The following is a 21,589-nucleotide window of genomic DNA, read 5'->3' as shown; positions in this document are numbered from 1 at the left end:
CGAGGGTGGAGGGTCGTTCCGAGTTGGTTGCGGGAGTCACCGCCCGACCCTGGTTTGCGGTGGGACGATGGGGTCCCGCTGCTCGGCCGCCGGGGGCCGAAGACCGTTCACGAGCCGGGGTATGTGGTCAGCAGTCGCGCGTCTGCGGTCGCTCGTTCCCTCTGCCGCCAGGTTCCGGGTGGGTCTCCGTGGTGGCGGCGGAAGGCTGCGGCGAATGCGAAGGGCGAGCCGTAGCCAACCGTATCGGCGATCTGGGCCAGGCTGAGATCGTCGGCGCGGAGGTGGTCGCGGGCGAGGGTCATGCGCCATTCGGTCAGGTACTGCATGGGGGCCTGGCCGAGTGCCTCCCGGAATACCCGCGCGAAGGCGGCCCGGGACAGGCCGCTGATCCCGGCGAGTTCGGGGACCGTCCACGGGTGGGCCGCGTTCTCGTGCATGGCTTGCAGCGCGGCGCCCAGCCGCGGGTCCGCTGCGGCCCGGTACCAGCGCGGTGCGGTCGCGCTGCGGCGGAAATCGCTGCGGATGGCCAGCACGAGGAGCAGGTCCAGGAGGCGGTCCAGCACGATCTGCTGGGCGGGCTCGGTACGGACCAGCTCGCGCGACAGCAGAGTGATGACCTCCCGTAGGGGGTCGTCGTCGGCCGCGGAGAGGGTCATGACCTGGGGCAGCGCGTCGAGCAGTCCGCCGCCGACGTCGCCGGAGAACCGGTAGGCGCCGCACAGGAACACCGTGGCCCGCGGGTTGTCGGCGGGACCCGCGTGGGCGTGGCGTGCCCGGAACTCCTCCGGTTCCAGGCATTCGGCGCCCGGCTCGTGTCCGATGTAGTGGTCCACTCCGCCGCGTACCAGCGTGACGCTTCCCGGTATGAGCTCCACCGTGCTGCCGGGGGTGTCCAGCCAGAGGTAGCCCCGGCCGCGGACGACCGTGTGCACCGACAGCTGTATCGAACCGCCCAGCCGCAGTCCCCACGGCGGTTCGGCGACCGTACGCGCGAAAACCGCGCCGGTGGCGCGCGCCCGCACCAGGTGGTCAGACAACAGGTCCATGGGATCAGCTTGAGCAGGACAACCATCAGGGTCAAGGCATGAGAGCTTCACGTATAAAGCCGAGCGATTTACACATGGTCTATCTCGCTCAGGGCCTTGAGCATGGAGTTATGAACAACGAAGCACCCATCGCACTCATCCTGGGCGGCACCGGCCGGTCCGGCTCGCTGCTGGCCGGCCGACTCGCCCAGCGAGGAATCACCCCGCGTACCGCGGCACGCCACGGGTCCGACGTCCGGTTCGACTGGGACGACCCGGCCACCCACGCGAACGCCCTGGCCAGCGTCGACCGCCTCTACCTGGTGACGCCGACCCTGCGCCTCGGCTACGCCGATCAAGTCGCCGCCTTCCTCGATCTCGCCGAGACAGCCGGCGTGCACCACGTCAGCTACCTGAGCGTCCACAACGCCGACCAGGCACCGGCGGAGGTCGACATCGCGGCCGTCGAGGCCGATCTCGCCTCCCGGCCCGGCATCACGCACTCAGTCCTGCGTCCCGCGTGGGTGATGCAGAACTTCGCCGACGGCCACATCCCCCTCATCGACGGCGTGATCACGACCCCGAGCAGCGGCGGCAGGGAGGCCTTCGTCGACGCGGCCGACATCGCGGCGGTCGCGGCCGAGACGCTGCTGGACCCCGCTGCCCACGCCGGTTCCACCTACTCGCTCACCGGCCCGCAGGCCCTCACCTTCGGTGAGGTCGCGGACACCATCGCCTTCGTGAGCGGCCGGCCCGTCTTCTACAGCGACATCGACCAGGAGGCGTGGATCAACGGCGCGGTCGCCGCGGGCGTCCCGGCCGACTACGCGGTGATGCTGCGCTGGCTCACCGGCGCCATCATCACCGGCAACGGCGCCACGCCCACCGGCGACATCGAGAAGGTCACCGGACGGCCTGCCACGACCTTCCGCGAGTTCGCCGAGCGCAACGCCCATGCCTGGGCCTCGGAGGCGAAGTGACCAAGACCGTCAGCGACGACACCCCCCTGGTCGGGGCGAACAGTCCGTTCTTCCGCATCATCAAGGAGGGGCTGGACGGCCTGGTCGACGGGGAGGACTACTACGACCTGCTGGCCGAGGACGTGGTCTTCGAGTACGTGATCACCGTGCCGGGGTATCCCCGGCGGGTCGAGGGACGCCAGGGGATCGTCGACCTGTACAGCGGCTACGGCGACTACATGAAGCTGCACAGCGCGGACAACCTCCGCGTGCACCGGGACCCCGAAACCTCGACGGTCGTCCTGGAGTACGAAGTCCACGGCACGTCGGTCCGGACGGGGCGGCCCTACGACAACCGCTTCGTCTCCGTCGTGACCATCAAGGACCGCAAGGTGACGCACTGGCGCGACTACCTGGACCCCGTCGCCGTGTTCGACGCACAGGGATGGCCACAGGGCGGTCGCCCGTAAGAGCCGGTACAGCCCGACGAGGCCGCCATCGCCCACTGGAATCCGCTTCCCACCCGGGGCGCTCCTCGCAAGAGGGCCCCGGGCTGATGCGCGCCGAGCGCGGCCTGGCCGCCCGCCGCACCGTCGACCAAGCACTGCCCGGGGATGAAGACATCGTCTACGGCCTGTACGCGACCATCATCGTCACGCCCGCCCTGCTCCTGACTGCCTGGGTCCTCCCGCGACGCATGCGCTACGCCATAGCCCGCAAGCTCACCGCCTGGTGCGCACTGCTGCCACCCGTGACCGTGATCCTCCTGACGGGCAGCCTGTCCCCCCAATAACCCCGCCAGGAAGGCCAGTCAATCGGTGACGAGACAGTGAACGCATGAGGTCAGGGCGAAGCGTCAGGTCGTCGACAACCGGTCCGCGAGCCGGTCCAGCCCTCCTTTGATCATTTGCCCGTATCCGTCATCACCGAGTTCACCAACCGCGGCACGTCCGCGCGCGAGGTGATCGCGCGCACGATCAAGGTCGCCGAGCCTCCGGTAGACGTCTCCGAGATTGAGGTGCAAAGACGGGTAGAAGCCGGCCACGGGGCTCGCGACACCTGCTTGCTGCACCCGCTCGTCCGTGACCAGGTCCGCCGCCTCCAGCGCCCGCAAGTCCCAGACCAGTTCCTCGTGCGGGTCATCTTGGACATCGGCCATCGAGTGGGCGAGGGCGCAGCGATGAAGCGCATCACCGGTAGCGCCGATCACGCCCCAGAGGCCGGAGAACAAGCGGCGGGCAGCTTCCCTCTCGCCGCTCTGGCTCAGCTCTATGCCACGGCCGATCTCGGCCATCATCGGGTCGGTCATCTGGTTCCCCTCGATCCGGGCGGACAACAGTGATCGCCGAGCGTAGAGCCGGCCACTGACATTGATGCCGGAGGCCGCCGCGTGTCCGTCCCTGCGCTCGCGGAGCGTGAAGGGAAGCTGTGGCTGCTGTTAAGAAATCCTCGATGGACCGGGCGGCCCGATGTAAGGAAGGCTTCCTACCTGGGATCGGGAAGCATCGGGCTCCCGGGAAGTCACAGCACTTTGAAGCACGGGAGCCGTCGCGTGAAGGCACTGGTCAAGCACAAGTCCGAACCCGGTCTGTGGCTCATGGACGTACCGGAGCCGACCATCGGCCCGACAGACGTCCTGATCAAGGTGCTGCGCACCGGCATCTGCGGCACCGACCTCCACATCCGGGCCTGGGACGGCTGGGCGCAGCAGACCATCAGCACTCCCCTGACCCTCGGTCACGAGTTCGTCGGCGAGGTCGCGCAGATCGGCCGCGACGTCACCGGCATCAAGGAAGGCGACCTGGTCAGCGGCGAGGGCCACCTGGTGTGCGGGACGTGCCGCAACTGTCTGGCCGGCCGCCGCCACCTGTGCCGCGCCACGGTCGGTCTCGGCGTCGGGCGCGACGGCGCGTTCGCCGAGTACGTGGCGCTGCCGGCCAGCAATGTGTGGGTGCACCGGATCCCCGTCGACCTCGACATCGCCGCCGTGTTCGATCCGTTCGGCAACGCCGTACACACCGCCCTGTCCTTCCCGCTGGTCGGCGAGGACGTACTGATCACCGGCGCCGGTCCCATCGGGATCATGGCCGCGGCCGTCGCACGGCACGCGGGCGCCCGCAAGGTGATGATCACCGACGTCAGCGAGGCGCGCCTGGAGCTGGCCCGGAAGGTCGGCGTCAGCCTCGCCCTCAATGTCGCCGAGACCCCGATCGCCGAAGGCCAGCGCCTTCTGGGGCTGCGCGAGGGCTTCGATATCGGCCTGGAGATGTCCGGCCGTCCCGAGGCGATGCGCGACATGATCGCCAACATGACGCACGGCGGCCGGATCGCGATGCTCGGCCTGCCCACCCAGGAGTTCCCCGTCGACTGGGCCCGCATCGTCACCTCGATGATCACGATCAAGGGCATCTACGGCCGGGAGATGTTCGAGACCTGGTACGCGATGTCCGTACTGCTGGAAGGCGGGCTCGACCTCGCTCCGGTGATCACCGGCCGGTACGCGCACCAGGACTTCGAAGCCGCCTTCGAGGACGCCGCGAGCGGCCTCGGCGGCAAGGTCATCCTCGACTGGACCTCCTGAGCCCCACACCCGTCCGCTCCTCCCCCGTTTTCTGGAGACAATCCTTCATGTTCGACTCCGTTCGCGATGAGCTGCGCAGCACCCTCGACGAGATCCGTGCCGCGGGGCTGCACAAGCCCGAGCGCGTGATCGGCACCCCGCAGTCCGCCTCCGTCGCGGTCACCGCGGGCGGCCGCCCCGGCGAGGTCCTCAATTTCTGCGCCAACAACTACCTGGGGCTCGCCGACCACCCCGAGATCGTCGCCGCCGCCCACGAGGCGCTCGACCGCTGGGGCTACGGACTCGCCTCGGTCCGCTTCATCTGCGGTACGCAGGAGGTCCACAAGGAGCTGGAGCAGCGCATCTCCGACTTCCTCGGCCAGGAGGACACGATCCTCTACTCCTCCTGCTTCGACGCCAACGGAGGCGTGTTCGAGACGCTGCTCGGGGCGGAGGACGCGGTCATCTCCGATGCCCTCAACCACGCCTCCATCATCGACGGCATCCGGCTCTCCAAGGCCCGCCGATTCCGCTACGCCAACCGCGACATGGCGGACCTGGAGCAGCAGCTGAAGGATGCGGACGGGGCCCGCCGCAAGCTCATCGTCACCGACGGCGTCTTCTCCATGGACGGCTACGTCGCCCCGCTGCGGGAGATCTGCGACCTGGCCGACCGCTACGGCGCCATGGTGATGGTCGACGACTCGCACGCCGTCGGCTTCGTCGGCCCCGGCGGCCGGGGCACCCCCGAGCTGCACGGCGTGATGGACCGTGTCGACATCATCACCGGCACCCTCGGCAAGGCGCTCGGCGGCGCCTCCGGCGGCTACGTCGCCGCCCGCGCCGAGATCGTCGCCCTGCTGCGCCAGCGCTCGCGTCCCTACCTCTTCTCCAACTCGCTCGCCCCGGTGATCGCGGCATCCTCGCTGAAGGTGCTCGACCTCCTGGAGTCGGCTGGAGACCTCCGTGAGCGCCTCAACGCCAACACCGCGCTGTTCCGCACCCGCATGGCCGAGGAGGGCTTCGACGTCCTCCCCGGCGACCACGCCATCGCACCGGTGATGATCGGTGACGCGGCGGAGGCGGCGCGCCTGGCGGAGCTGCTGCTGGAGCGCGGCGTGTACGTCATCGGCTTCTCCTACCCGGTGGTCCCGCAGGGTCAGGCCCGCATCCGCGTACAGCTGTCGGCGGCGCACTCCACCGAGGACGTCAACCGCGCGGTCGACGCGTTCGTCGACGCGAGGGCCGCCATGCAAAACTGAGGCCATGATCGAAGCACGGCGGCTGCACATCCTGCGTGCGGTGGCTGACCACCGCACCGTCACGGCCGCGGCCGCCGCGCTTCATCTCACGCCTTCGGCGGTCTCCCAGCAGTTGGCCGCCCTGGAGCAGGAGACCGGCCACCGCCTGGTGGAGCGCAGCGCCCGCGGCACGCAGCTGACCGCCGCGGGCGAGATCCTGCTCACCCACGCCAACGCCGTGCTGGCACATCTGGAACGGGCCGAGTCGGAGCTGGCCGCGTACGGCGCGGGCGAGGCGGGCACCGTGACCGTCGCGGCCTTCGCGACCGGCATCACGCAGGTCGTCTCGCCCGCGATCACGGAGCTCGCCACCTCCTCGCCCGGCATCCGGGTCCGCGTCCGGGACGCCGAGGGCGACGCCAGCCTGATGATGGTCCTCGACCGGCAGGTGGACGTGGCGGTGGCCGTCGAATACCGGGGCGCCCCGAGCAAGGACGACCCGCGACTGACCCGGGTCCCCCTCTACGCCGAGCCGTTCGACGCCGTGCTCCCGGTCGGCCACCGGCTCGCCGACTCCCCGCGTGTGGCGGTGGCCGACCTCGTCAAGGACCCCTGGATCGGCCCGTACCCCGGCAACCCCTGTCACGACGTGGTGATGCTGGCCTGCGAGTACGCCGGCTTCGAACCCTCCCTGGAGCACTCCTCCGACGACTTCCGCGCCGTCGTCGCCCTCGCCTCGGCCGCGGCCGGGGTGGCGCTCGTCCCCCGCTCGGCGCTCCGCGGGATGGACCTCACGGGCGTGGTGGTCCGCCCGGTCGACGGTACGGCCCCGACCCGCCGCGTCTTCGCCGCGGTACGCCGCGGCGCCGAGGCCCACCCGCTGCTCCGGCCGGTGCTGGCCGCTCTCGCGAAGGCGGCCGTCCCGCAGAAGTGAGGGCCGGCCCAGCGGGTACGCCCCGGGATGCGGCGTCCCGGGTCAGGAAGAGGGGACGGGGCCCTGCATGTGCTCGCTGATCCACTGGATCAGGCCACCCGTCTCCATGTTCGGCACATACGTCTTCGCGTTGTGGCTGCCGCCCTGTATGACACTCAGCTTGGTATGGATCGGGCCCTTGGTGTACTGCTGCACGAAGTCCTCGATCGGGGGCATGGCTGAGGTTTCCTTGGTGCCGACCTGGAAGCCGAGGTAGACGTCCGGGCCCCCGGCCCGGATCAGTTCGGGGGCGAGCACCTTCGGGTTGTTGGCCGCCTTCTCCTTGCCGTGGCCGGCCCACAGGCGGGAGTCCGGAACGATGTCCGGTCCCGAGGCGATGACGGCCTTGAATTTGTCGGGCTTCTGCAGCACGGACTTAAGGCCCGCGAAACCGCCGGTGGACGACCCCATGAAGGCCCAGCCGTCGCGGGAGTCGATCGTGCGGAAGTTCTCCTTGACCAGGTCCGGGACGTCCTCGGTCAGCCAGGTGCCCATTTTCGGCTGGCCGGGAATGTCACTGCCGTCCCAATACTGCCCCGCCTTGGGATCCTTGGCGTCCTTGTCGTGGTCCTCGGGGTTGAGCACCGGCATGACCACGATGAACGGCAGGCTCTTGCCCTCCTGCGACCACTTGGAGATGCTCGCCTCGAGCTTGAGGTCGGTGCCCATCCAGTAGTTGTTCGGGTACCCGGCGCCACCGGGCAGCGCGATCATCACAGGGAACCCGCTCTTCGCGTACTTGGGGTCCTTGTACTGCGGCGGGACCCAGACCCAGACCTTCCCCTTGAACCCGGACTTCTTGCCCGCGTACTCGGTGACCGCGATCTTGCTGCCGTCTTCCGGCACCGTGCCCGAGACGGTGAACTTCGCCTCCGGCCCGGTCGGCAGGGACACCTTGCCACTGCCCGTCCCGCCCGGCTTGTCCTCCTGGCCGAAGCTGATGGGATCGCCCTTGTCGGAGAACACCCCGGCGTAGTCGAGCACCGGCCACGCAATCAGCCCGAGCACGGCTATCGCAGCCGACACAAGGATCCAGCGCTTGGTGCGGGGGCCTCGGCGGCGGCCCTCAGCACGGGGAGTTTCGGTATCGGGGTATGTCATCGTGTGTACTCCGGATAGTGCTGGTACCTGAGAGCGGGGCAATGCGGCGCATCCCGCGGATCCCGGTGATGGCTGGCCCCGAGGGATAACTCCGGACCATGTATCTCAAGCCCTGCTAAGAGCTCTTTAAGAAGGCGATTCGAGGGGTGTTCTTGACCTAGGTAGTGCTTGAAATGTTGATAACGGCTTCAAACCCGGCATAACCTCACAGAATGGCGCAGAGCAAGGCAAGCGACGTCGACAGCTACCTGACTGAGGTTCCTGAGGAACGCAGGACTGTGCTGGCCAAGGTGCAGCAGCTGTGCCGAGCGGAGCTAGTGGGCTTCGACGAGGTCATGGCGTACGGGATGCCCGCATACGAGCGGGACGGCGCCTGCGAGATCGCGTTTGCCAGCCAGAAGCGGTACATCACTTTCTATCTCATGCGCAGTGACATCCGTGAGGCGTTCGAGGAACGACTGGCCGGGCAGGACATGGGCAAGGGTTGCCTACGGTTCCGCAGACCGGAGAACATCGACTTCGGCCTGTTGCGGGATCTGCTCAAGGCCACCGCGGCCCGGCCCGGCAAGATCTGCTGACACCGCCAGGCACCGGAGCGCCGCCCGGGACGAGCCGGCAACGTAGAACAATCTTGTAACGGCTCGCGGGGATCTGACGGACGAACAGTGGAAGCCGGCTGGAGTCGCTGTTGCCGACACCGGGGATGGGGCGCCCGCCGCGCGACCGGCGGCAGGTCTTCGACGGGATCTGGTGGCGGGCCGGGACCGGCTCGCCCTGGCGGGCCGTACCCCAGCGGTACGGGTAGTGGGAGACGGTGCACTCGGTCTTCCGCCGCCGGCAGCTCAATAGCACCTGGACCCGCGCAAGAATTGCACGTCGAAGCGGACGCAGATGGCGTTATCGAGTGGGAGGTGTCCGTCGACTTGCCTGTCTGCCGGACCCACCAGCACGCGGCCGGGGCCCGCAAAAGGGCTGACGATCCGGTCCGGACGCGCCCGGACGGCCGGTGTGGCGGGCAACCGCCCGTTCAGCCCCTCAAGGTGTTCCGTCGGCAGTTCGATATCCAGGGTATCTGTCCAGGTCGCACACAGAGCACCGGAGCGAGGGTTCGATGGCCGACTTCAGCACCGGCATCGTACGTGCCGACGACCTTCTCAACCTCACCTTCGACTTCTTCAATCTGCATCTGGACGAGATGGCCGGACAACCACCCCAGCTGGTGCGTGTCGACCCCGGCAAGCCCGCGTTCATGGTGGTCCGCCTCCCACCGCAGCACATCGCCGAGCCGGCCTTCACAGTGGATCCGGGAAGCGGCATCCTGCTCGGCCAACCTGATCCGCCCGTCATGTCCAGGATGGCGAATCCGAGTCGGCTCGGCTTCCGAGTGCCGGACAGCGTGACGGCCATCCCATTCACACTGGAGGCCCTCCTCGACTGGAACAGCCTGATTCCCAATGTTCCGGACAACGCCCTGCCCGACCCTCCAGACCTCACAGCGCGCCAGCCCCGACCCGGTCCACCCGCGGATCAACAGACCGATCTCGAGGTTCCCTACCGACTGGACCTCTCGCCGGACGCGTCCGGCCGGTGGTCCCATGCCATCGGCGCCGTGACCCACAACGGCGTCACCGAGCTGTGGCACACCCGCCTGGGAGTCATCGACTCGGACGCCCCTGATGGTCCGGTGGACGAATCCGTGCTTCCGGCCCTGCGTGCGGTGTACACGTCCGATCTCGTCGGCCACGACGACTCGCAGATCGAAAGCACTCTGAAGCCCGAGTTCCGCCGGGACATCGTCACCGGGTCCTCGGATTTCGCCCCAGGCCCGGCGGGAGGCGCGTATCCGGCCCCACCCCTGCGTGCCACCCATTTCGCACTGTCACCGTTGGGAGCCTGGACCGACCTGCAAGGGATCTGGCTCTCCGATGGTGATCCGAACGCACCCCAGCTCGGCATCCAATCGTGGCGCCACGTCGTCGCCGGCGGCCGTGACCAGAGCGTACGGGTCGTACAGCTGGGCTTTCTCTATCCGTTGGGGAACCGCGCAGCACAGATCGACATCACCGAACGCAAGCTGGCCAAGTCCAGCCCCCAGGACGCGGGGCACGGCGAATACCTTGTGACCAGCTCCTGGATCGCCGTGCTGGAGCCGGACCGTGACTACGACAGCCTGCCTGACACCGAAATCCCCCACTATCGGCAGATGCCACTGCGGCAGGTGCGGATCACGACCAAGACAGCGGCTGTCGCCCCGGATGGCGGACCCGTCCCCTTCCACGTGATCACCACGGACTGGTCCAACTCCACCCTCGACTTCACCATGCCGCTGCTCTTCGTCCCCCCGGGAATGACTCAGAACCAGATGCAGCAGCTGTACGGGGCATCCGGGCAGCTGGACCTCGGCGGACAGCATGTGGCACTCGGGCCGGAAGGGGACACTCCGGGCGATACGACATTGCCGGTCGGCGCACTCCACTTCGCCGCCGACTTCCCCGGGGCACTGAATCCTCCCTGCTTCCCCTACGTGGAGCGCGCTTTCGTACGGGTGCCCGCCATTGACCATCTGTTGGGCTCTTCCAAGCCGGTCGACACGGTGGAGGTGACCCTGCTGGATCCGGAAGGCAATTCCGGTGGCGTCTTCGCTCAACTCGCCAGTGGCCTCCCCCTCGACATCCCCACCGACAAAGCCGGCGGACTGACGACCCCGAAGCTCGCCATCGCAGGCCTCTCCCGCTCCCTGGGGCCGGTGCCGCCCGGCGCCGACAGCATCGGCGACACTGCCATCCCGGCCGGTCAGCTCTTCCACGACCTGCTCAACGCCAACCTTCTCGGCGGCATCCAACTGGCGAACGTCGTCGCCCCGGTGACCGACCTGACGAAGTTGCCGGCTCTCCAGCAGGTGAGCCTGCCGGATTCGGTGACCACGAAGTTCCACTGGGCTCCGCCATTGGCTCTTCCGGCTCCCAGCCCGCTCACATTGAACAAGTCCTCAACGCTGGGCATCGACGCGGAGACCACTGTTCCGCTGTCGTCCACCGGTCAGCCCGGCGAGCCCACCACCACGGTCACCGGACAGCTCACCGACTTCGCGCTCGACTTCGGCGGCGTCGTCAACGTCTCCTTCGGCTCACTCGACTTCTCGGCCGGCACGGGGAAAAAGGTCAGTGTCGTCCCGAAGGGCATGGACATCACCTTCGACAACGAGCTGCAATTCCTCAACGAACTCGCGGACATCATCCCCAGCGGCGGCTTCGACGGACAGCCCGAGCTGCGCATCTCTCCCCAGGGTGTGATCGCCGGTTACTCACTCGGGCTGCCCGGCGCGGGACTGGCCGTCTTCAGCCTGGAGAACATTCTGCTGTCGGCCGTGGTCTCACTGCCGTTCGACGGGCATCCCGCGAGTCTGCGTCTGGCGTTCTCCGAACGCGGCAACCCCTTCCTGGTCACCGTGGCGATGGTGGGCGGCAGCGGCTTCTTCGCGATCGAGGTCGACTCCACCAGGGTGCTGACGATCGAGGGCCAGATCGAGCTGGGTGCCAACCTCAGCGTGGACCTCGGCCTGGTGGCCGCCAATGTGCACGTCATGGCGGGCTTCTACTTCGCCATGAAGGCGGACGGCTCCCTCAGTTTCTCCGCCTATCTGCGCATCGGTGGATCCGTGGAGCTGCTTGGTGTGGCAGGCATCTCGGTCGAGATCTACCTGGCGTTGACATACGACCCGCATGTCGATCCCAACAGCGTCGGTGGCCAGGCCACCGTCAGCGTCGGAGTCCACCTCCTGATGTTCACCAAGCACGTCAGCCTCACCGCCCAACGCCGCTTCGCCTTCCCTCCACGGGGATCAAGCCCTCACCCCGCCGTGGGCGGCCCCGTCGACCCCACGTTCGAGGACCTGATCGCTCCCCCCGACTGGGAGATGTACTGCCGGACCTTCGTATGACACGTCTTCACACCCCAAGCCCAGCGCGCGGCCCGTCGTGCCGTCCCGAGCCGGAGAGAAAATGACGCTACGCCAGACAGTCATCTGGACGGCCCTGCCGGGTGGCATCACCGGCGACCCCACCGACCGCAGGCTGCGGCTGTCCGTGTTCGTCTCTCCCAGGCTCGAGGCGGACCAGCCGGAGTCCCCGCTCAGCGGGGACTTCGCCGACTGGCCGTCGAATCTGCTGCCCGGCCGGGTCACCTTTTCGGTTCAGGTCCCCGGTGCGCCGCCCGTGGACGCGAAGGTCGTCAGCCAGCCACCGGATTCGTCCTTGTGGGCCGCCCTGTTCGGCAACTCGACCGTGAAAGCCCCGCCCAACCCCGACGACGTGGGCGGTCAACGCGTATACAGCTCATACCCGATGGCCGCCCTGCATGCCGCGATCAAGCAAGGGCATCAGCAACTCGCCGCCGACAACTCGGCTCTCCGGCTCACCGATGACCGCATCAGGCTCGCCTACCCCGGCGTCGTCCAAGCCGCCGCCCCGACCGAGCCGCGCATCGCACGCACCGCCTTCACCCCGGCGAACCTGGCCTCCGAAGTCGATATCGCACGGCTTCAAGCCCTTCACATCGATGCGGCGAGCAGCCTGCTGCGCGCCGACCGGACCACCGACCCGGCGCAGCGGATCGCCGACGCGACGGCCGTGGCCGGGCGATTGGCCGAGATCGCCCCGGATGCGCCCACGCCTGTGGTGGCGGACACCGGACATCCGGCCAGCCCTTTCGCTCAGGCACTGGCCTTCCACAGCGGCAACGGCCAGGCACTGCCGACAACGAGGCAGCTGTCGACGCCGCCCAGATTTGATTTCCACGAGACGTTGACCTTCCTTGCGGACTATCCGCCGCTCATGCGGTTGCTCGGCCTGGTGATCGACCTCGAGGTGCCCGAAGGGGCCCTCCCCCAGTCGGTGAGCGGCCAGGCACAGCCCCAACGCCTTCAAGTCGTCCCGAAGTTCGCCCAGCCGATCGTCGCGGAGTCCCACAGCCCGTTCACCGCGTACCTGCTGGAAGGCAACCGTTTCTTCGAAGCCGCGTCCGCGACACCGTTCGCCCCCGCCCCCGGCTCCGCTTCCGCGCCGCCCGCGCCCACGGAGAACGTCCGCGGGATGCTGAACCTGGCGCTCGACGGTGCCTTCGAGGCGATTCAGCTGGACGTCGACGGCGGCGCACTCAAAGTGCTCGGCATGGTCTCCGCGCTGATCGGGCAGAACGGCACAGCCGCCTCGGGCGCGGCCGCGACCGGGGTACCGGCGCTGCGTACGAGCGGGGTGACCATCGCCCGGTCGGGACACGCCGCGCTGCTGATGAACCGCATGTCGGCGGCGAAGACCGCCAACGACAGCCTCGCCGGCGGCCAGGAGGTCACTTTCTTCGTCGAGGACCTCGTCCGGGGCTACCGGTTCGATGTGCAGGACGTCGCCTCGGGGACGACCTGGCACTCACTGCACCGGCGCATCGGGACGTACTCCTTGCCCCAGCACGCCGGCGGGCCGACCACCCTGACCTTCACCGACGAGGGCACAGTGCAGCCCGTGGTCACCCGGCCTCCCGGGCCGGACGGCATTACCCCCGATCCCGGCGCCCCCTTCCACATCCATGAGTCATTGCTGCACTGGCAGGGCTGGAGCATGGCCGCCCCCCGTCCCGGAAAGACCGTCACCGACAGCGGACCGGACACGGTGACGAGTCGGCCGATGGCCGACGGAGTGCCGCTCCAGGCCACGTTCCAGGCGGAGCCTGGGACCTTGCCGCGGCTCCGGTTCGGGCGGCGGTACCGGTTCCGCGCGCGAGCGGTCGATCTCGCGGGCAACAGTCTGTCGGTGGACGAGGCCACCGAGCTGCTGGATTTCTTCCAGCACGTCGTGGATCAGACCCCACCGGTTCTGCCCACCGCCGGCACGGAGTTCACCTATGCGCGGTACGAGCCGGTGTCCTCACCGGTTCTGGTCCCGCGCGAACGGTTCAACGAGGGGGAATCCCTGGAACGGCTGGTGATCCGGAGCCGCAGCGGAACCGCCGCCGCGGACTACGCCAACGCGCTCACCGGCGAGATCAGGGCCGCCCGGCCGACGGCCGGCACGCGCTACCGCGGCACCAGCGAACGGCACGCCGTCCCTCCCAAATCCTCGCAGGGGATGGCCGAGACCCACGGCGTGTTCGACGCCTCCTTCGGTACCGGGAGCGGCTTCGGGAGCACCTACGAGCTGGCGCGCAGGGAGCGCGGCAGCATCGGCGACCCCGTGTTGGACGAGACCACCGGGCAGCCCAAGCTCACCCCGGACGTCGATCCGCTCACCGGTGCCCAGACCTGGCGCCCATGCGTGGAGTCGGTCGCCACCGGGACCACCTCCTCCGGGGAGCAGGGGTATGTGCTGCATCACGAACCCCAGCTCAAGTCGCCCTACCTGCCCGACCCGCTCGCCCGGGGTGTGGCCCTGTTCGGCCTGCCCGGGCTCCCTGTCGGCGGGGGCCCGGCGGGCCTGCCGGGTGCCGACGGCAGCCTCGCTTTCGCCCCTTCCAAGCTCACCCCCGAGACCCTCGGCGTCCTGGGCGGCTCGTCGGTGCACATCGACTTCGGCGAGAACTGGCCCGACCGGCAGCCTTTCCGGATTCAACTTGCCGACCCCGGCCCGGTGGCCGACCCGTCAGCCCCTCCGCCCGCGCCCCCACCGAGCTGGGACCCTCAGGCACGGGTGCTCACCGTTTTCCTGCGCCAGGCCGAGCAGACGACCTTCCAGCTGAGTTGTTACCTCTCGATCGAGGGGAACCTGAGCGGCCTGGAACAGCTGGGGATCTGGCAGTGGGTGGTCGAGCAGAGCCAGCAGGCGGGTCAGCAGCTCGGGCCGGGCGAGGTGGAGACCGCGCTACAGGGCGGTCACCGCATGATCACTCCGTTCCGCACCGTCAAACTGGTCCACGCGACCGAGGCTCCCCTCGGTCAGCCGAAGCTGAACGGGGATGACCTGACCACTCCCCGAGAGGCCGGAACGACCTTCGCCTACATCGGCGGGACGCTGCTGGTCCATGGCAAGAGCACGGCCAAGGTGGACCTGCTCGCGTCATGGAGTGAACAGATCGACGACATCGACGCGGACGGACCGGTGACGGCCGGCCGCAGTGCGCACGTCTTCGAGATCCCGGTCCACCTGCCGGGCGAAGACGAGCCCGCCCGCGACACCGGTCCCGATACCGTCCCCATCGCGGCATACGAGCCGTTCCCCCAGGACCTCATCACCCTCCAGGCACCGTCCCCCGACGACGAGTCGGGCCGCGCCTATCTCTCGCGGCATGAGTTCGGCGACACCAAGCACCGCAAGGTCGACTACCACGCGGTCGCCACCAGCCGGTTCCGCGAGTACTTCCCGTCCGAGGTCGCCGACGACCCACGGCGGATCACCGTCACCGGCAACACCGTGCGGAGAGACATTCTCAGCTCGGCACGGCCCGCGGCACCGGCGGTGGTGTCGGTCCTGCCGACCCAACGTTGGTCACGGGAGACCCAGCCGGACGGCACCCGTGTCAGCCGTCGCACCGGCGGGGTACGCGTCTACCTCAAGCGCCCGTGGTTCTCCTCCGGCGACGAGGAGCTGCTCGGTGTACTGGTCACGGACGGAATCCAGTATCCGGCGCCCGATGTGCTGGCACCGTACCTCACGCACTACGGTGAGGACCCCGTCTTCAAGTCGGGACCGATTGCCACCTTCCCGAGCGTGACAGGCTTCCTCAATGCGGTCAGCACGGACAGCGGACTCATCCTCGGAGAACTGCCCGAAGGCCCGTCGGCCTCGGTGGCCGGGCACCCGGTCCAGTTCGACCCACAGCGTGCACTGTGGTTCTGCGACATCGAGGTGGCCGGTGCCCCCACCGAGACGTACTGTCCCTTCCTCCGCCTGGCGCTGGCCCGTTACCAGCCCTACTCGCTTCCCGCCCAGGAGCTGTCCCGGGTCGTCCAGACAGACTTCGTACAGCTCTCGCCGCCGCGGACCGTCACGGTAAGTCCCCTTCCCGGCAACCCCGATACCTTTGGCATCACCGTCGACGGCCCGAGCTATCTCGGTGTCGACTGGTCTCCCGACGAGTCGGCCATCGGCGCCGGCCCGGACGACGACGGTGCGAGGGAGCACCCCGTTCCACCCCTGATCGAGGTGGGCATCCAGCAGCGCATCCCGGGCACCCAGGACGATCTCGGCTGGCGGTGGTTCCAGGGCGCCGGCGTACGCGTCGATGCCGCTCAGCTTGCGGGAGCACCGGGCTCGCCGTTGTGGCGCGGGCAAGTGACGCTGCCGACGAACCGGCAGCCGGGCCAATTCCGTGTCGTCATCCTGGAGAACGAGCACCTCGCGACGGATCAGCAAAACACCAGAAGGGAAAGAAAAATGATCTTTCCCGATCCCGAGCTGCCGCTTCACCTCCAGAAGCCACCGCACCTGGGCACGGTCACCTACACCTGGATGCCGGGTGCCGACCGCCTGGTGTTCGCCGAGACCGTCGAGTTCTGAGCTCCACCCCGCCCGGCGGACTAGACCGGAGGACGGGTCGGTGAAGCCGGTGTGGCCGCGGGCGCTCCTGACCCCGTCTGCAACTTCTCCGAGGCCGCCTGGGCGGCCTCGGACGGTGAGGCCGTCCGCAGCGCCGTGGCAAGCTGCGGGTCCACCGGGGTGATGGCCGCGCTGGCACCCGCGCTTCTCAGATACCGCTTGTCGACCTCGGCGGAAACAACCCTGGCACCGCCGGCTCCCGCCAGAGCCGCCCCCACCAGGGCGGTGACCGTCATGTTCACCGGGAGCTCACCCACCGAGTGCGATCCCAGGAGCACGGCATCCTTGAGGGGGCCGTACAGGCCCCAGGTGATCACCGCTCCAAAAGCCCCCAGCAGCGCGTTGCCAAGGAATCCTGGCTGCAAAATCCCTGCTTTCTCCCTCGGCAGGATCAGTTGGCTGTCGCTCAGCAGGGCATTGATGACGCCGCCCACCGCACCGGCCGCGGCCACGCAGCCGAGGATTGCCCAAACGGAGGCCGACGTCACCACCGGAGCCGCCGGCGAAGTGAGATACGCAGGCATGCGAGCCCCATTCAGCGAGGTGTGGATCGCGGATATCCAATTTCTCATGCGCTTTTTCGATTTCCCAGCCGGGTGCGCCACACGGACCAAGATGCGGTCGGTCCGTGCCGGACTATCGTGGGGAAGAGGGAGGCCGCTGGAGCAGCATGGGAGCGTCATCGTGACCTTGCAATCCGCCTTGCTGGGAGACAGCCCGGAACTCGTCGATGTCGAGGCCGGAAACCGGACGCTCCGGTCCGGCGACACCGGGGATCCGGTCACGCGCGTCCAGACAGCGCTCCTGGCGGCCGGACAGCCGCTGCCGGGCTCGGGAGTCGACGGCAATTTCGGACCGGAGACCGAAACTGCCGTCACCGCCTTCAAGACGGCTCAAGGGCTCAGCCCCACCGATCCCGTGGTGGGCGTGGACACCGTCTCTGCGCTCGACGTCGTGGTGGGGCTGGCCGAGGGAGCAGTGGAGCTCTCCTCCGCCAACCTGTCGCAGACGGACCTGCTCACCGCTTCGTCGGCGGATCTGCTCTTCGCGTCCAGCTTCGAGGATTCCCTCAAGAACGACCTCCTGCAATTGGACCCGAACAAACTCTGCTTCCCCGTATCGGAGTTCATCACCTCACAGGGAGCCGCCTGGTTCGGGTTCATCGCGGAGGCGATCGTCTTCCGGGACTACTGTGCCCAGCTCGGCGGTTGCACTCTGGCCACCGAATGGAGCGATGTCACCGGCTGGCTCATTGGATACGCGGATTTCCTCAAGAGCCATCATCCGACGCTGAGCCTGCCCACCCGTACCATATTGCTCTCCCAGCGCCCGGATTTCCTCTCGGACCGGCCCCCGGTGCAGGAGTTCTATGAGGTCAAGCCACGTTCGCTGACCGGCATCACCAAAGGGCTAAGCAAAATCGCGAAGATCAGCGCGGCCTACGGCCTGGTCGGCCTGCCGTACACCCGGGGCACCACATACAAACCCACCGCCGAGCTTCCGGTGGCTTCCTTCACCGTCCAGGGGATCGCCGTGGATGTCCGACTCGGGGTCCGCCTGGACACGCCCGGCCTGATCACCTACACCATGTGCCTGCACGGCGACTTGGCCCGGCTCCTGCAGACCGTCCGTCTGGCCGCCCTGGTAGTGGCGATCGTCATCGCACTGCGCGGCCTGCTGCCCGAGACCTTCGAGCCGAACCCCGGGGTGCAACCGGTCATGGCCTGAGTGCCGACCGCCTACGAGGAGACGCAAGATGCGCAATTCGGTACGTGCCAATTTCGCCGCCTTCTCTGCCCGGCTCGAAGGCAGAGTGGATCACATGTACCTGGACCGCCTCGGTAACGTCACGATAGCCATCGGCAACAAGATCGACCCGTTGAGCGATGCCCTGAACCTGGCCGCTTCAGGTGCGCAGTTGCTGCGCAACGACGGCACCCCCGCCAGCGACGCCGAAATCACAGACGAATGGAACCGCGTCAAGACCTCTTCCGGTCCGACTCAGCTGCACCTCGACGACTCCGGGATCGACACTCTGGTGGACAACAAGCTCACCGACACCGAATCGGCTCTCACCCCGTTCTTCTCCGGATTCGCGGACTGGCCGGCGGACGCTCAGATGGGACTCCTCAGCCTGGGCTGGGCCATGGGGCCGAACCGCTTGAAATCGCCCAACTTCCCCAATTTCCATAATGCCGTGGACACCCAGGACTGGTTCCGCGCCGCACGGGAGTGCAACATGGCAGGCGCCGATCTGGTGAAGCGTAACGCGGTCGACCGTGGACTCTTCCGCAACGCAGCCGTATCGGTGGAGCCGCCGCCCAGCGACCCCGAGACACTGTTGCTGCCGATCCCGGGCAGTCGGCCTCAACTCCAGTTGAACTCCGTCGACGGCCCCTCTGACGATGACGTGGGAACCCTGCAAAGAATGTTCCAGCCGTCCCGTTTGAACCTACTGGCTCCAGGCAGCTTTGATCCCGGGAAGTTCGATGCCGCCACGGACGCCGCGGTGAGAGGCTTCCAGAGCGGGGAATCCGGCTTCCCCGTGACCGGAGTTGTCGCCGAGCTCACTTGGGCGGCTCTGGGCGAGGGAGTCCCGCTGGCGTGACCGCACCAGTGCCGGAACCGCTGGGCGACCCCACCGGCCCCACGCAGGGCGCCGCGGACTGGTGAACACCCGGCCCATAAGATGGCGCGATCATTCCAGGAAGAAAGGCCACGGCGCCCAAGGTGACCCAGTCCCGCCCTCACACCCTGTTTTCCTTCGGCACGCTGATGGACGAGCGGGTCCAGACCGCTCTTTTCGGTCAAGCCGTGCCCAGTTCCGCGGCGTCGCTGACGGGCTACACGACCAGGCCGCTGCCGATCACCGACCCATCCGTGATCGCCACCAGCGGCCTTGAGGTCCACCTGACCCTGTCACGGAAGCACGGCGCCGTGGTCGAGGGCGCCGTCCTGCACCTCACCGACCAGGACCTCGCCGCAGCCGATGCCTACGAGGTCGACGACTACGTCCGCCGACGGGTTCGCCTATCCTCCGGGGAGATCGCCTGGGCTTATCTGGATGCCAAACCGCTGCGCTCGGCAGCTCGCATTGTCATCGTGGGCGACAGCATCGCCTACGGGCGCTGCGATCCGGACGGTGGATGGGCCGGCCGCCTGGCGGCCGCCCACATCGCCGAGAACGAGGCCGAACACCGGGTCTTCAACCTGGCCATCCCCGGCAGCACCCTGACCGACGTCAGCGAGCAGACCCCCACGCTCCTGGCCCCTCGCCTGCCCGACACCCTTCTCGTCGCCGCCGGCATCAACGACTCCGCCCTTCCGCTCGCCGCTCCTCAGCCTCACGGCGACTTGTCGACGCACATCGCGGACAGTCTCGGCTCGCTGGCCACCATGGCCCTGGACCACAACGCGCGACTCGTCGTCGCAGGGCCGACGTGGCTCGATGAAACGCGGACCAGCGACTACGAGGGTCTGCGATTCACCCGGACCCGAGCGCTGGCCCTGCGCGAGTTTCTGCGTGCCTGGTGCGCCGAGAACCACATCGACTACCTCGACATGTGGGAACCGCTGCACGACAACACCAAGCTGCTGACCGACGGCCTGCACCCCACCGCCGACGGGCATCAGGCTCTCTACCGGCACCTCGACGCCCTCAGCCGCTGACCCCGGAAGACGGAGGCGTCCGATCGCGTGACTCGGTGCGCCCGCGCATCACGGGCGTGCGGGCGCCAGCCATGGAAAGCGGCCGCGGAGTGACAGTCCGGCTCATCCAGTACCAGCACTTGGTGACGGGCAGGGGTGCCGTCGGAGAAGAAGACGCTTACCAGCCAGGGCGCCGCCTCTGTACCGTTCGGCGTACGAGCATGACGCGAACCGGACGGAGCCACGATGCCTTGCCTGCGAACCCAAAAGAACCGTCGGCACGTGCCCGCAACGGCGGGGCGGGGGAAGTGCTGATGCTGGAGGAAGCCGAGGAGATCGGCCGCCGCGTACGCCGTGCCCGCCTCCGTCTGGGAATGCCGCAAGCCGACCTCGCCGCCGCCCTGGGCAAGTCGCAGGGGTGGGTCTCCAAGATGGAGCGGGGCCAGATCGAGCTCGACCGCGTGGGACTGCTGAACCAGATCGCATCCGAACTGCACCTGCACCCGAACGACCTGATAGGACGCCCGTACACGAGCTCACCGTCCGAGAACCAGTGGCAGGTCGCGGCGACGTCGATCCTGCGCGAGCTCCGCCGTTACGACCTGGCGCCGGTCTTCGACGGAACCCCGCGGTCCTCGGGCGAGCTGTGGCAGGGCATGAAGCGGCTGCACCGGTTGCGGGACGCCGCGGCGAACGTTGCCATCCTGCGATGCCTGCCGGATCTGTTGCGCGAGGCGCGAGCGCTCGCCGAGGTCTCCACCGGACACGAGCGGGAGGAAGCATTCGCCATCTACGCCGTGTGCTGCAAGTTCGCCCACACGGCCGCACACGCCATGGGGCACCCTGAACTCGTCGCCATGGCCTGCGAACGTGCCGCGTGGTCGGCCCAGTTCTCCGGAGACCCGCTCATGCCGGCTGTCGCCGACTGGATGCGGGTGTGGGACATGTGGGCGACCGCCGACTGGGACGACGCACTGGCCCTGTCGGACAAGGCACTGCGCAGCGTCCAGAGCGAGTACGACCAGGGCGACCCCTTGGCCCTTCGCCTGTGGGGTTCGCTGCAACTGCGGGCCGCCGTGTCCGCCTCTCGTGCACAGAACCCGCAGGAGACCGAGGATCGTATCCAGCATGCCCGCGCGGCCAGTGACCGTGTGACCGAGGGTCGGGGCACACCCGTCTACGACCGGCATTCGCTGACGTTCTCCGCCGGGAACGTACAGATCCACTCCATCAGCGTCGCTCTTGAACTCGGCGATCAGACGAAGGCCCTGGCCATAAACCGGCGCTCCGACGCCGCTGCTCTGGCAGCCCTGCCCAACTCCCGCAAGGGTCACCACCACATGGACATCGCACGTGCGTGGCTGTGGGACGGCAACCGCGACAAGGCCCTGGTCGAGCTGGAGAAGGCCGAGCGTATTGCGCCCCAGCTCATCCGCAACCACCCGATCGCCCGTGCCACGCTCCGAAGGATCGTCTACGCCGAGCGGACGACCACCCGCGAGCAGCTGCGAAGGATGTCCGACCGCTTCCACCTGGACGGATAGGGGTCGTATTCCTCCG

At 68.2% G+C, this 21,589-nt stretch carries 18 protein-coding genes; 14 read left to right on the top strand and 4 right to left on the bottom strand.

Going from position 1 to position 21,589, the window contains the following annotated elements; all coding sequences use genetic code 11:
- Positions 1–107 precede the first annotated feature (107 nt).
- On the bottom strand, positions 108–1,046 hold the full coding sequence (locus tag ABD269_RS11045) for an AraC family transcriptional regulator (RefSeq protein ID WP_344117618.1): 939 nt from the start codon (positions 1,044–1,046) through the stop codon (positions 108–110).
- 110 nt (positions 1,047–1,156) lie between these two features.
- Here ABD269_RS11045 and ABD269_RS11040 point away from each other — a divergent pair, with 110 nt between their 5' ends.
- The 3 genes from ABD269_RS11040 (at position 1,157) to ABD269_RS11030 (ending at position 2,777) form a co-directional block, all read left to right on the top strand.
- Entirely contained in the window at positions 1,157–2,005 is an 849-nt protein-coding gene (locus tag ABD269_RS11040; protein ID WP_344117617.1) for an NmrA family NAD(P)-binding protein, read from the top strand.
- Positions 2,002–2,454, top strand: coding sequence for a nuclear transport factor 2 family protein (locus ABD269_RS11035; RefSeq protein WP_344117616.1), 453 nt, complete (start codon positions 2,002–2,004; stop codon positions 2,452–2,454). The genes ABD269_RS11040 and ABD269_RS11035 overlap by 4 nt, the downstream gene beginning before the upstream one ends.
- A gap of 86 nt (positions 2,455–2,540) precedes the next feature.
- Positions 2,541–2,777: a hypothetical protein gene (locus ABD269_RS11030; RefSeq protein ID WP_344117615.1), complete on the top strand. Its 237-nt coding sequence runs from the start codon at positions 2,541–2,543 to the stop codon at positions 2,775–2,777.
- A gap of 63 nt (positions 2,778–2,840) precedes the next feature.
- Here ABD269_RS11030 and ABD269_RS11025 read toward each other — a convergent pair whose 3' ends face one another.
- Positions 2,841–3,293, bottom strand: coding sequence for a hypothetical protein (locus ABD269_RS11025; RefSeq protein WP_344117614.1), 453 nt, complete (start codon positions 3,291–3,293; stop codon positions 2,841–2,843).
- Positions 3,294–3,536: 243 nt separating this feature from the next.
- Here ABD269_RS11025 and tdh point away from each other — a divergent pair, with 243 nt between their 5' ends.
- The 3 genes from tdh to ABD269_RS11010 are packed head-to-tail and all read left to right on the top strand — an operon-like array spanning position 3,537 to position 6,719.
- A complete protein-coding gene (gene tdh / locus ABD269_RS11020) occupies positions 3,537–4,565 on the top strand; it encodes an L-threonine 3-dehydrogenase (RefSeq protein ID WP_344117613.1) in 1,029 nt (342 codons plus the stop codon).
- A 47-nt stretch (positions 4,566–4,612) separates the two neighbouring features.
- On the top strand, positions 4,613–5,806 hold the full coding sequence (locus ABD269_RS11015) for a glycine C-acetyltransferase (RefSeq protein WP_344117612.1): 1,194 nt from the start codon (positions 4,613–4,615) through the stop codon (positions 5,804–5,806).
- A gap of 4 nt (positions 5,807–5,810) precedes the next feature.
- Positions 5,811–6,719 (top strand): LysR family transcriptional regulator, encoded by a 909-nt coding sequence (locus ABD269_RS11010; protein WP_344117611.1) that lies wholly within the window; start codon positions 5,811–5,813, stop codon positions 6,717–6,719.
- Between the two features lie 42 nt (positions 6,720–6,761).
- Here the strand turns inward: ABD269_RS11010 and ABD269_RS11005 are convergent, their stop codons facing one another.
- The gene (locus ABD269_RS11005; RefSeq protein WP_344117878.1) at positions 6,762–7,772 is read right to left on the bottom strand and encodes an alpha/beta hydrolase; all 1,011 of its coding nucleotides are present in this window, start codon (positions 7,770–7,772) and stop codon (positions 6,762–6,764) included.
- Between the two features lie 299 nt (positions 7,773–8,071).
- Between ABD269_RS11005 and ABD269_RS11000 the strand changes: the two genes are divergently transcribed.
- The 4 genes from ABD269_RS11000 (at position 8,072) to ABD269_RS10990 (ending at position 16,342) form a co-directional block, all read left to right on the top strand.
- Positions 8,072–8,437, top strand: coding sequence for an iron chaperone (locus tag ABD269_RS11000; protein ID WP_344117610.1), 366 nt, complete (start codon positions 8,072–8,074; stop codon positions 8,435–8,437).
- 125 nt (positions 8,438–8,562) lie between these two features.
- Positions 8,563–8,664, top strand: coding sequence for a transposase (locus ABD269_RS35320; RefSeq protein ID WP_425572876.1), 102 nt, complete (start codon positions 8,563–8,565; stop codon positions 8,662–8,664).
- Between the two features lie 306 nt (positions 8,665–8,970).
- Positions 8,971–11,799 (top strand): hypothetical protein, encoded by a 2,829-nt coding sequence (locus tag ABD269_RS10995; protein ID WP_344117609.1) that lies wholly within the window; start codon positions 8,971–8,973, stop codon positions 11,797–11,799.
- 61 nt (positions 11,800–11,860) lie between these two features.
- Positions 11,861–16,342 (top strand): hypothetical protein, encoded by a 4,482-nt coding sequence (locus ABD269_RS10990; protein ID WP_344117608.1) that lies wholly within the window; start codon positions 11,861–11,863, stop codon positions 16,340–16,342.
- Between the two features lie 20 nt (positions 16,343–16,362).
- Here ABD269_RS10990 and ABD269_RS10985 read toward each other — a convergent pair whose 3' ends face one another.
- Positions 16,363–16,905: a hypothetical protein gene (locus ABD269_RS10985; RefSeq protein WP_344117607.1), complete on the bottom strand. Its 543-nt coding sequence runs from the start codon at positions 16,903–16,905 to the stop codon at positions 16,363–16,365.
- 160 nt (positions 16,906–17,065) lie between these two features.
- On the opposite strand from ABD269_RS10985, the gene ABD269_RS10980 reads away from it, so the two are divergent.
- The 4 genes from ABD269_RS10980 (at position 17,066) to ABD269_RS10965 (ending at position 21,573) form a co-directional block, all read left to right on the top strand.
- Positions 17,066–18,109: a peptidoglycan-binding domain-containing protein gene (locus ABD269_RS10980; RefSeq protein WP_344117606.1), complete on the top strand. Its 1,044-nt coding sequence runs from the start codon at positions 17,066–17,068 to the stop codon at positions 18,107–18,109.
- A gap of 28 nt (positions 18,110–18,137) precedes the next feature.
- A complete protein-coding gene (locus ABD269_RS10975) occupies positions 18,138–18,989 on the top strand; it encodes a peptidoglycan-binding domain-containing protein (protein ID WP_344117605.1) in 852 nt (283 codons plus the stop codon).
- Between the two features lie 122 nt (positions 18,990–19,111).
- Positions 19,112–20,050, top strand: coding sequence for a GDSL-type esterase/lipase family protein (locus tag ABD269_RS10970; RefSeq protein WP_344117604.1), 939 nt, complete (start codon positions 19,112–19,114; stop codon positions 20,048–20,050).
- A 293-nt stretch (positions 20,051–20,343) separates the two neighbouring features.
- The gene (locus ABD269_RS10965) at positions 20,344–21,573 is read left to right on the top strand and encodes a helix-turn-helix domain-containing protein (protein WP_344117603.1); all 1,230 of its coding nucleotides are present in this window, start codon (positions 20,344–20,346) and stop codon (positions 21,571–21,573) included.
- The last annotated feature ends 16 nt before the right edge of the window (positions 21,574–21,589 follow it).

The sequence above is a fragment of the Streptomyces blastmyceticus genome (assembly GCF_039521185.1).
Lineage (GTDB): Bacteria > Actinomycetota > Actinomycetes > Streptomycetales > Streptomycetaceae > Streptomyces > Streptomyces blastmyceticus.
Note: the sequence above shows the minus strand (reverse complement) of the source record. Positions and strands in the feature narration are given on the sequence as shown.

Excerpts from the sequence above, each read along its gene's own strand:
- ABD269_RS11045 (WP_344117618.1), bottom strand. The coding sequence starts at position 1,046 with ATGGACCTGTTGTCTGACCACCTGGTGCGGGCGCGCGCCACCGGCGCG.
- ABD269_RS11040 (WP_344117617.1), top strand. The coding sequence starts at position 1,157 with ATGAACAACGAAGCACCCATCGCACTCATCCTGGGCGGCACCGGCCGG.
- ABD269_RS11030 (WP_344117615.1), top strand. The coding sequence starts at position 2,541 with ATGCGCGCCGAGCGCGGCCTGGCCGCCCGCCGCACCGTCGACCAAGCA.
- ABD269_RS11025 (WP_344117614.1), bottom strand. The coding sequence starts at position 3,293 with ATGACCGACCCGATGATGGCCGAGATCGGCCGTGGCATAGAGCTGAGC.
- ABD269_RS11015 (WP_344117612.1), top strand. The coding sequence starts at position 4,613 with ATGTTCGACTCCGTTCGCGATGAGCTGCGCAGCACCCTCGACGAGATC.
- ABD269_RS11010 (WP_344117611.1), top strand. The coding sequence starts at position 5,811 with ATGATCGAAGCACGGCGGCTGCACATCCTGCGTGCGGTGGCTGACCAC.
- ABD269_RS11000 (WP_344117610.1), top strand. The coding sequence starts at position 8,072 with ATGGCGCAGAGCAAGGCAAGCGACGTCGACAGCTACCTGACTGAGGTT.
- ABD269_RS35320 (WP_425572876.1), top strand. The coding sequence starts at position 8,563 with ATGGGGCGCCCGCCGCGCGACCGGCGGCAGGTCTTCGACGGGATCTGG.
- ABD269_RS10995 (WP_344117609.1), top strand. The coding sequence starts at position 8,971 with ATGGCCGACTTCAGCACCGGCATCGTACGTGCCGACGACCTTCTCAAC.
- ABD269_RS10990 (WP_344117608.1), top strand. The coding sequence starts at position 11,861 with ATGACGCTACGCCAGACAGTCATCTGGACGGCCCTGCCGGGTGGCATC.
- ABD269_RS10985 (WP_344117607.1), bottom strand. The coding sequence starts at position 16,905 with ATGCCTGCGTATCTCACTTCGCCGGCGGCTCCGGTGGTGACGTCGGCC.
- ABD269_RS10975 (WP_344117605.1), top strand. The coding sequence starts at position 18,138 with ATGCGCAATTCGGTACGTGCCAATTTCGCCGCCTTCTCTGCCCGGCTC.
- ABD269_RS10965 (WP_344117603.1), top strand. The coding sequence starts at position 20,344 with ATGCTGGAGGAAGCCGAGGAGATCGGCCGCCGCGTACGCCGTGCCCGC.